The sequence below is a fragment of the Loigolactobacillus zhaoyuanensis genome (genome assembly GCF_003946385.1).
Taxonomy (GTDB): domain Bacteria; phylum Bacillota; class Bacilli; order Lactobacillales; family Lactobacillaceae; genus Loigolactobacillus; species Loigolactobacillus zhaoyuanensis.
This window is the reverse complement of record NZ_RHOE01000072.1, coordinates 1-10,551: the sequence shown is the minus strand read 5'-3', so window position 1 is coordinate 10,551 and position 10,551 is coordinate 1. Positions and strand designations below refer to the sequence as shown.

The 10,551-nt window shown below is 44.2% G+C and carries 8 protein-coding genes; 7 read left to right on the top strand and 1 reads right to left on the bottom strand.

Features of this window, described 5'->3' with window-relative positions; translation table 11 throughout:
* Positions 1–455 precede the first annotated feature (455 nt).
* The 4 genes from EKM76_RS11325 to narI are packed head-to-tail and all read left to right on the top strand — an operon-like array spanning position 456 to position 6,937.
* Complete coding sequence (locus tag EKM76_RS11325; RefSeq protein ID WP_164507644.1) at positions 456–4,124, top strand: nitrate reductase subunit alpha; 3,669 nt, start codon at positions 456–458, stop codon at positions 4,122–4,124.
* Positions 4,114–5,673 carry a nitrate reductase subunit beta gene (gene narH, locus EKM76_RS11320; RefSeq protein WP_125550745.1) on the top strand — a complete coding sequence of 520 codons (1,560 nt, stop codon included), beginning with the start codon at positions 4,114–4,116 and terminating at the stop codon, positions 5,671–5,673. The genes EKM76_RS11325 and narH overlap by 11 nt, the downstream gene beginning before the upstream one ends.
* Positions 5,666–6,238: a nitrate reductase molybdenum cofactor assembly chaperone gene (gene narJ, locus EKM76_RS11315; protein ID WP_125550744.1), complete on the top strand. Its 573-nt coding sequence runs from the start codon at positions 5,666–5,668 to the stop codon at positions 6,236–6,238. Before narH ends, narJ begins: the two co-directional genes overlap by 8 nt.
* Positions 6,239–6,937, top strand: a complete 699-nt coding sequence (gene narI, locus EKM76_RS11310) for a respiratory nitrate reductase subunit gamma (RefSeq protein ID WP_125550743.1) — start codon at positions 6,239–6,241, stop codon at positions 6,935–6,937.
* A gap of 49 nt (positions 6,938–6,986) precedes the next feature.
* Here narI and EKM76_RS11305 read toward each other — a convergent pair whose 3' ends face one another.
* A complete protein-coding gene (locus tag EKM76_RS11305; RefSeq protein WP_125550742.1) occupies positions 6,987–8,309 on the bottom strand; it encodes a metallophosphoesterase in 1,323 nt (440 codons plus the stop codon).
* Between the two features lie 166 nt (positions 8,310–8,475).
* Here EKM76_RS11305 and mazE point away from each other — a divergent pair, with 166 nt between their 5' ends.
* The 3 genes from mazE (at position 8,476) to map (ending at position 10,229) form a co-directional block, all read left to right on the top strand.
* Positions 8,476–8,712 carry a type II toxin-antitoxin system PemI/MazE family antitoxin gene (mazE, locus tag EKM76_RS11300; RefSeq protein ID WP_125550741.1) on the top strand — a complete coding sequence of 79 codons (237 nt, stop codon included), beginning with the start codon at positions 8,476–8,478 and terminating at the stop codon, positions 8,710–8,712.
* Positions 8,709–9,005 carry a type II toxin-antitoxin system PemK/MazF family toxin gene (locus EKM76_RS11295; RefSeq protein WP_318531408.1) on the top strand — a complete coding sequence of 99 codons (297 nt, stop codon included), beginning with the start codon at positions 8,709–8,711 and terminating at the stop codon, positions 9,003–9,005. The genes mazE and EKM76_RS11295 overlap by 4 nt, the downstream gene beginning before the upstream one ends.
* Positions 9,006–9,434: 429 nt before the next feature.
* Positions 9,435–10,229: a type I methionyl aminopeptidase gene (map, locus tag EKM76_RS11290; RefSeq protein WP_125550739.1), complete on the top strand. Its 795-nt coding sequence runs from the start codon at positions 9,435–9,437 to the stop codon at positions 10,227–10,229.
* Positions 10,230–10,551: the final 322 nt, after the last annotated feature.

Here is a 10,551-nt window from a genome sequence, read left to right as displayed (position 1 = left end):
TGACTGTGGTATTCTGTTCTTGCATCAAGACAATAACCTCTTTCATTGTTTGTGTAGGAACATCAATGATAACAGAGATTTGTCTTGGTGTTTTTTATTTTATCAATTAGCTAAAAGTATTTGGCTAACTTGATTATAAAACGCGCGATTCTAAAAATAACTCATTTTTATCAAAAAATTCTATGTTTTTCGCAAAATTCGGGCAATTCCCTAATCGCAGTATAGCATTGTACATGATATTGTGAATATTAGGGAAAAGTCTTACTTTTATACGTGACTTTTCACCAGCAAATGGTGTCTTAAAAATAATTCTGTTGAGTCAATTATTGAACGATCTGCTAATGGATCATTCAATGATCTAGATCGATACTCAGGATCTGAATGCATTTTAGACACTCTGGTTAAGGTAACGTTCAATAAATTAGAATCAAGTTCTGGAAGGGACGTGAGGGATCGTGAAGTCTCGCTTTTTTAAGCAAGTCGAGAAATTTAACGGCAGTTTCACTCAGCTGGAAGAAAATAATCGCCGCTGGGAAAAATTGTACAAGCAGCGTTGGGCGCACGACAAAGTAGTTCGCACAACGCATGGCGTCAATTGTACCGGCTCGTGTAGTTGGAATGTTTACGTCAAGCAAGGCATCATTACTTGGGAGCATCAGGCGACTGATTATCCATCGTGTGGGCCGAACATGCCTGAATTTGAACCTCGTGGCTGTCCACGTGGCGCTAGTTTCTCTTGGTATGAGTACAGCCCCGTGCGGATCAAGTATCCTTATATTCGCGGCAAGCTATGGCAATTGTGGACAGAAGCTAAGGAACAAACCGGCGATCCAATCACGGCTTGGGCCAGTATTGTTGAAGATAAAGAAAAAACGCATTACTACAAAAGCGCCCGCGGTCATGGTGGCTTAGTCCGTGTCCATTGGGATGAAGCGCTGGAATTAATTTCAACCATGTTAATTTATACACTGAAAAAATATGGTCCTGACCGCATCGCTGGTTTCTCACCGATTCCAGCAATGTCGATGATCAGTTATGCTTCAGGTGCGCGCTTCCTTTCATTGTTAGGCTCAGAAATGTTGAGCTTCTATGATTGGTATGCCGATCTACCACCGGCGTCACCACAAGTTTGGGGCGAGCAAACCGACGTGCCTGAATCTAGTGACTGGTATAACAGCCAATACATTATGATGTGGGGCTCTAACGTACCGTTAACGCGGACGCCGGATGCCCATTTCATGACTGAAGCGCGTTACCATGGGACTAAAATCGTCGCCGTCAGCCCAGATTATGCGGAAAACGTTAAATTTGCTGATAACTGGCTAGCACCACATCCCGGGACTGACGCGGCGTTGGCACAGGGCATGACCCATGTCATTTTAAATGAATACTATCAAAAGCGGCAAGAACCACAGTTTATTAATTATGCAAAACAGTTTACTGATCTCCCATTCTTAGTTTTCTTGGATCCAAGTCAAGCTAATGATAGCCACTTTACTTCTGGTCGTTTCGTACGGATCAGTGATTTAACGGATGAATCAGTAGCTAACGCTGAATGGAAGCCAGTTGTTTGGGATGAAAATACGCAAAAAATTGTTGTGCCAAACGGTACTGTCGGCCAACGTTGGGAAGATAATCGCAAGTGGAACCTAACGCTTAAAGATGATGATGGTAATCCAATCAATCCCGAATTAAGTGTCGGTGCTGATAGCGAAAATGTTGTTGTTGATTTTCCTGTGTTCGATAGTCAAGGTAACGCTGTTTTACCACGTCATTTACCAGTCCGTTCAATTACTTTGGCTAATGGTCAACAAAAATTAGTGACCACCGTTTATGACTTGATGATGAGCCAATACGGGATCAAGCGTAATGCTGAAGACGAGTTAGCAGCAAAGAGCTATGACGATGTAGATAGTATCTATACGCCGGCTTGGCAAGAACAAGTCACTGGCGTTAAGCAAAGTCTAGTGATCCAGATCGCTCGGGAATTTGCCCAAAATGCGCTGGATACTGGCGGCAAGTCAATGGTGATCATGGGCGCCGGGATCAATCACTGGTTCAATAGTGATATGAATTATCGGACAATCATTAATATGTTGCTACTGTGCGGTTGTGAAGGCGTTTCTGGTGGTGGCTGGGCCCATTATGTTGGCCAAGAAAAGTTACGACCAGCAGAAGGTTGGGCAACGATTGCCTTTGCCAACGACTGGCAACCTGGTGGCGCGCGCCAGCAAAATGGGACCTCGTTCTTCTATTTTGCCAGCGATCAGTGGAAATACGATGAACTCGATAATCGCGCACTGAAGTCACCGGTTAAAAAGGTGAAACATAGCTACGATCATCCAGCTGACTATAACCAAATGGCGATCCGCTTAGGCTGGTTACCCGGTTATCCGCAATTTGATCGCAACTCACTTAGCTTCACTGAACAATACAAGACCACTGATATTGGTGAAATCAGTAAAAAAGTTGTTGCCGATTTGAAGTCTGGCGATTTAAGCTTTGCCGCTGAAGATCCTGATGCACCACAAAATCAGCCTAAGGCAATGTTTGTTTGGCGTTCAAACTTATTTGCTTCTTCAGGCAAAGGGCAAGAATACTTTATGAAGCATTTGCTCGGTGCTGAAAATGGCTTGTTAGCTAAGAGTAACGACAACTTCAAACCAACTGAAATGAAGTGGAACGATGAGACCATCGAAGGTAAGCTGGACTTATTAGTTTCGCTAGATTTCCGGATGGTAACGACACCGTTGTACGCTGACGTTGTTTTGCCAGCGGCGACTTGGTATGAAAAAGAAGATCTATCTTCCACCGATATGCATCCATTTATCCACCCATTTAATGCGGCGGTTAGTCCATTGTGGGAATCAAAGAGTGACTGGCAGACCTTTGCGGAATTGGCTAAGACATTCTCCAAAATGGCAGCTAAATACATGCCAGATCCAGTTTATGACTTGAAGACGCAACCTTTGGCCCACGATACCAAGCAAGAGATCTCGCAACCATTAGGTGAAATCAAGGACTGGAAGTATGGCGAAATCGAACCAATTCCTGGTAAGACCATGCCAAGTTTGTCCTTAATTAAGCGTGATTACAGCCAGGTCTACGACAAGTATGTCGCCTTAGGCCCACACGCTGACGGCAATACTGGCGCTACCGGCTATTCTTACAGTGTTAAGCCAGAATACGCTGAACTGCGTGATCGTAATTCGGTTTGGGATGATGGCATCAACGTTGATTGTCCAAAACTTGATCAGGATAAGAAAGTCGCTGAAGCAGTCTTGCTACTTTCCAGTGCCACTAATGGTCATGTTGCACAACGGGCATGGGCGGATGCTGAAGCCAAAACTGGCCGTGAATTACGCGACATTAGTGCTGGTCGGGCTGAAGAAAAGATTACCTTTAAGGCGATCACAACTGAGCCACGGGAAGCTATTCCAACGCCAGTCTTTAGTAGCTCTAAGCATAATGGCGATCGTTATTCACCATTTACGTTGAACATCGAACGCTTAGTGCCATTCCGGACGTTAACTGGGCGGCAACAGTTCTATCTCGATCACGAAACATTCCAGGAATACGGTGAAGAATTAGCCACTTACAAGCCGACTTTGCCACCAACGGTAATGGGGCCAAAAGATACTAAGATCACGCCGGAAGCCAACGAATTGACCTTGCGTTACATGACACCGCATGGTAAGTGGAATATTCATACCATGTATTACGATAATTTAGAAATGCTGACGTTATTCCGTGGCGGCCCGAACGTTTGGCTCAGCCCACTAGACGCTGACAAAATTGGCATCAAAGATAACGATTGGTTAGAACTTTATAACCGGAATGGTGTTGTCACAGCGCGGGCAGTCGTCAGTCATCGGATGCCTGAAGGCTCGATGTACATGTACCATGCCCAAGATATGGAAATTCAGGAACCATTATCGACGATCACCGGTAATCGTGGTGGTAGCCATAATGCACCTACGCAGATTCACATCAAGCCAACGCAAATGGTCGGTGGCTACGCACAATTGAGTTATGGCTTCAACTATTATGGCCCAATTGGGAACCAACGTGATTTGTACGTTAAAGTCAGAAAATTAAAGAAGGTGAACTGGAATGAGGATTAAAGCGCAGATCGGCATGGTCTTAAATTTAGACAAATGTATCGGTTGTCATACCTGTTCAGTGACATGTAAAAATACTTGGACTAACCGTCCGGGTGCCGAATATATGTGGTTTAACAACGTTGAAACCAAACCCGGTGTCGGCTATCCCAAACGTTGGGAAGACGAAAGTCACTATCATGGCGGCTGGGAGCTTAACAACAAAGGCAAGCTACAACTAAAAGCCGGTAACAAGCTGAATAAAATTGCTTTAGGTAAGATTTTTTACAATCCCGACATGCCAGAACTAGATGATTACTACGAACCATGGACCTATGATTACCAAACGCTATTTGGCCCAGAAAAGAAGCATCAGCCAGTAGCGCGTGCTAAATCGCAGATCACCGGCGAATTTATGGATTTAAAAAACGGTCCCAACTGGGATGATGATTTAGCAGGCTCACCTAATACGTTTGACCAAGATCCTAACATGAAAAATATCGAAACTGATATTAAAGCTAACTTCGAGCAAGCCTTTATGATGTACTTGCCACGCTTATGTGAGCATTGTTTAAACGCACCTTGTGTCGCTTCATGCCCATCTGGCGCCATGTACAAGCGTGACGAAGACGGTATCGTGTTGGTCGATCAAGAACGCTGCCGTGGCTGGCGTTTCTGTATGACTGGTTGTCCTTATAAAAAGGTTTACTTCAACTGGCGGACGAATAAAGCTGAAAAATGTACTTTCTGTTATCCACGGATCGAAGAAGGTATGCCAACCGTTTGTGCCGAAACTTGTGTCGGCCGGATCCGTTATATCGGCGCCATGTTATATGACGCTGATCGGGTGGCTGAAGCAGCTGAAGAACCTGATGATACGAAGTTGTACGAAAGCCAATTAAGCTTATTCTTAGATCCTAACGATCCTGAAATAATCGAACAAGCGCGTGCTGATGGTATCAGTGATGAAATGCTCACTGCTGCCCAAAATTCACCAATTTACCGGATGGCTGTTACTGAAAAAATTGCCTTCCCATTGCATCCCGAATACCGGACAATGCCAATGGTTTGGTACGTACCGCCTTTATCACCAATTATGAACTATTTTGAAGGCCGCGATTCGATCAACAATCCAGAAATGATTTTCCCTGGTATCGATGAAATGCGGATTCCAGTTGATTATTTGGCTAGTCTTCTGACCGGCGGTAACACTGAAGCTATCAAGGCTGCCTTGTACAAACTGGCTATGATGCGCTTGTATATGCGTGCCCGCACCAGTGGCAAGGACTTCGATGTTGAAAAATTAGGCCGCGTTGATTTAAATGAGCGCAGCGCGACTTCCTTGTATCGCTTATTAGCAATTGCTAAATATGAAGATCGCTTTGTTATCCCAACTAACCACAAAGAACAAGTTGAAGATGGCTACGCTGAACAAGGCAGCTTAGGCTACGACGAATGCCAAGGCTGTACCTTAGCACCACAACATAGCAGCATGTTCCGCAAAGCTGAAGCCGGCAAGTCGACGGCAGAGATCTATGCTGAAACATTCTATGGGGGGATCTGGCGTGATTAATATTGAACGCGTGGATCAATTGCGGCCGGGCTTCGTCTATTTTGCACACTGGCTCGATTATCCCGATGATGAATTATTGCAGCCAACGTTGGCCGCTGATTTTGCCCGTGATTATCCGGAAACGCCGAACAAGGCCGCGTTAGTTGCCTGGATCGAAAAAATGCAGCAGAAGTCGTTATTTGACCTGCAGCAAGAATATTCAAATCTTTTTGACTTGAACAAGCGTTTTACGCTATATTTAAGTTACTATCGCTATCAGGACTCACGGGAACGTGGGCAACTGCTGGCTAAATTAAAGATGTTGTACGAAATGTTTGGCGTCTCTGTTGATAGTGACGAACTGGCTGATTATATGCCGTTAATGCTGGAATTTTTGACCTATGGTAACTGGGATCAGGATGAGCGGCAACAGGACATTGGCCTTGTGTTCCAAGTCATTGAAGACGGTACTTTCAATCTATTGAAAAATGAAGCTGAATATGCCGGCGAAGCGTATCTTGAATTGATTCGCTTACTACGGCAAGAATTCAAATCCTGCATCATCGCACAACAGGAGGTGTCATAGATGATTGCGAGCCATCCGTTTCAATTTTTCTTGTGGGCTATTTATCCATATTTAATGCTGGGGTCATTTGTCTTCGGCACGATCATCCGCTTTGCCTTTTTCCACCCAACGGTTACCGCTAAATCCAGCGAATTGTTGGAGAAAAAGACGTTGATGGTTGGGAGCATTATGTTCCATGTCGGCATTATCGGGGTGTTCTTTGGCCATATTATCGGGGTGTTGATCCCGAAAGCATGGACTGACGCGCTAGGAATCAGCGATGAGTTTTACCATCATATCATCGCGATGCCAGCTGGCGCATTCTTCGGTATCTTGGCAACCGTCGGGGTCTACATCTTATGCTTCCGCCGTTTCCATGATCATCGTGTGTTCCATGCCAGCTCGACTGGTGATTTAGTCGTGATCGTGGCGTTGACTGCCGAAATTACTTTAGGGATGTTGTCCTCCTTTGTTGCTGGGCCAATCAATCCTGACTTTAATTATCGGACGTCATTGGCGATCTGGGTACGCCAAATTTTCATGTTCCACCCAGATTTCCGCTTGATGCTTCAAGTTCCGTTAATGTTTAAGTTCCACGTGATTTTCGGTTTCATGATTTTCGGTGCTTTCCCGTATACGCGTCTGGTGCACGCTTTGGCGTTACCATGGCAGTACGTTTACCGGCGTTTCATCGTTTATCGTCGCCGACCACAAATTTAGCGTACAAAATAGCGTTATAACGAAAACTCGTTATAACGCTATTTTTAGATTAAAAATGTAACGTCAGCTGATGATCGGGTAAGTTATGATCGCCGTTTAAGGTATTGAATGGCTGCGTTAATTGCGGATTTTGCGCTGCTAATTTATAACCAGTGGTGCGTTTTAACTTAGCAAATGCGGCTGACTTAGCGAAATCATTACCCGTTTCGAAGCGCCAATTCAGGTCAATCAAACAGTTGATTTCAGCGCTAGTCTGTTGCCTAGTTAAGCCACTGTCAGTTGTGCCCAGTCGTGCGACCATATTGCGGTTCATCTGCTGAAATAGCTGTTTCAAATGTTGCTGGTAGTGAACTAAATTTGGTTGTTGCCGCTGCTTAGCGGTTAGGTAAGGCGTTAAATTAAGTTGGTGCGTTTGGTAGTGAAATTTATGCGGCGTTAAGGTGACAACGCCGTAACTGGCTGGCGTCATCGAGAAACTACCGCTGACGATTTCAGTGGTGGTGCATTTTTTAGCTGGATCAGCGGAAATATCTTGGGCGTGGATGTGACCGGAAAACAATACGGGTACGTGGTAGCGATTAAGCAGCCGGCGCAAAGTAGCCGCATTATCCAGCACCCAGCCTTTTTTCATCTGCGAATGGGCGTACAAATTGTGATGCGTGAAAACCAGCGTTTGCTGTCCGGCTGCCTTGGCGTCATGTAACTGTTCCCCGATCCAAAGTAGCGTGCTTTGCTTGAGTTTACCGCCAGTATTCGGTGCATCGGTGGCAGGCTGTGTCGAATATGTATTGTCGTCCAGCATTAAGAGCCGATACCGCTTGTTTAAATTTACTGCGTAGCTCAACGAATCATTATCGACGGCACAAGCAGCTTGATAATCATCAGCAAAAATTTGCCGCCACGCGCTGGGACTGATCTGTGTCGTCGCTTTTTGTTGCTTACCGGAAAACTGACGCGCCCAGCCATCGTCAATATCGTGATTACCAGGAATGATCAGCACGGCAATCCCCGCTTGGCGCAGTGGCTGCAGCCGCTGAGTTAAACTTTTGGCGCTGGCTAATTCGCCATTAAACGTAATATCACCAGTGATGATGATTGCAGTCGGCCGTTTTTTCAAAGCAGTTTGCACTAAAGCGTGTAGTGCAACTGGCTGATCAGTTAGATCCTTACCGGCCGCCGTTTTAATGATCTGTTTAAAAGCAGATCGATTGTCATGCAGACTAGGCGCGATAAAATGGGGATCTGATAGCACCCAAAAACTTGGCTGGGAGCTTTTAGTTAAATAGTGATCAGCGGCGTTAGTTGTGGTCAAACCTAGCGCCAACAAACAAGTGGTGATCAATAGCGTTAAAATAATCGGTACCCGACGCACGGTGATCACTTCCTTTTTGTATCTATTGTAGAAAACTCTGCCGAGAAAAACAAATCCCCGGATGTAGCTACTGCACGCCGATAATACTTTTCAAGGGGTAGTTTAATTAAGTATTACTAGTAAAACTAATATAGTTAAGTTATATAAAAGCGAAGGGGTGATCATAATGTCAGATAATACGACGTCTATAACTCGTAAATTAGGTAACTCAGTTGCAATCACATTACCTAAACGCCTAAATGTTGCTGTTGGTCAAGAATATAGCATCATAAAAAAACAAAGCGGTGCGATCACATTGATTCCTAAGGTCGCTGATTATTTTGCTAATGCTGAACCGGATGAGTTTTATACACCGGAGCTCAACGTGGGTTATACGCCATATGGCAGTGAGGTTGGCGAATAATACAAATTAAAAAGCGGCGGCCAGTGCTAGTAATGAGTCAGGATAATTATAATCGAGCGACGCACCTGGTTATTGTTTGTCCAATCACTTCAACCACAAAACGGCGGCCATTTTTAGTGCCGATCACAACCGAATTACTTGCTAAGGAAAGTGTGGTTAATACAAATCAGCTATTTTCTTTGGACTACACCGAGCAAGCTGGGCGTGGTCCGGAAGTATTGGGTGCCTTGGACGAAGAAACCTTTTACCAAGTCGCACAGAATATTCTGTTAAACTTTAACTTTCCATTGTGATGATGACGAATAATCAGCGTTTTTATCAACGATGAATTTGAGGTAGGGTAAATGAATAAATTGAGTAAGGCATTAATAATGGGGCTAGCGGTTACTGTCTATCAGTATTTTTTGTGATTATTGTGGCTGATCAATTAGTTGGTATTAGTCAGAATATAATTGGCGTAATCGATATTAGTGGCGCGGTTCTGGTTGTTTTATTAGCTGCATATGCGCTATTCAAGACACGCGATAGATGAGGTAGACTATTCTATCAAATTCGTTAGCAGCATAATTTTGCTAATATCTACGCTTAAAGCCATTTTACCAAGCTTTTAAAAACACCAATAACGTATATAATGGAAGAATGCTGGAATTGTTGTGAACAGTATCTATTTTTTTGTAGCGCTAATAAAATAAATGATTTTGGACCATAGGAGGATTCAACTAATGTCACTCATTACATTAAAATCAGACCGTGAAATTCGCGGGATGCAAAAATCAGGTGCGGTCTTAGCCGGCATGCACTTAGGTTTGCGCAAAATTATTAAACCAGGAATTTCTAGCTGGGATATTGAAAAATTTGCGCTGCGCTATTTGGCTGAAAATAACGCTAAGCCAGAAGAAAAGGGCTTTGAAGGCTATGAATACGCGACTTGTGTCAGTATCAATAATGAAATCTGCCATGGTTTTCCGCGCAAGGATGTTTTACTGAAAAATGGCGATCTAGTGAAGGTCGATACCGTGGTTTCTGTAGATGGCTACATGTCAGATTCTTGCTGGGCTTATGCGGTTGGTGAGGTCAGTGACGAGGTCAAAGACTTAATGGCAGTCACTAAAAAGGCGCTCTACTTAGGTATTGATCAAGCCATTGTTGGTAACCGTATTGGCGATATCGGTAATGCAATTCAAACCTATGTTGAAGACGAGCACGGTTATGGCGATGTGCGCGATTATATTGGTCATGGCATTCAGCCGACCATGCACGAATCACCGGATGTTCCCGGCTATGGTAAGGCTGGCAAAGGTCTGCGCTTGCGAGCGGGCATGACGATCACCATCGAACCAATGGTCAACGCGGGTGACTGGCGTTGTGATAGCTCAGCGCCCGATGGTTGGACGGTAACCACCGTCGACGGTTCATTGAGCTGCCAGTACGAGCACACCTTAGTCGTCACTGATGACGGTCCCAAAATTTTGACCTCACAAGATCCTGAATATGACGCTAAATATTTACTCAAATAAACAAACGCAACCAGTAAGCTAACAAGTTCTTTCTAAAGTTTTGTTATCCTATTAACTCGTGGGCAGATTAGTTTGGTTCCATTCCGGCAGGCAATAACTGAACATTCAACTATTGATTGTTTAAGTGGCAAAAGTTAGGCAGTTAGAACGTAAAACACCGGCAAAACAGTTTCTCCTGAATTATGCATATGCATCAAATTGATTGGCCAAATTATCAGTTTTACGTAATTTCTCTATATTCACGACTTGGGCTAGTCATGACTAGCCAAGTTTGACTTAATTTAGTTAGTTTGATTAGTTTTCATACTTGATCGCGTCAAAA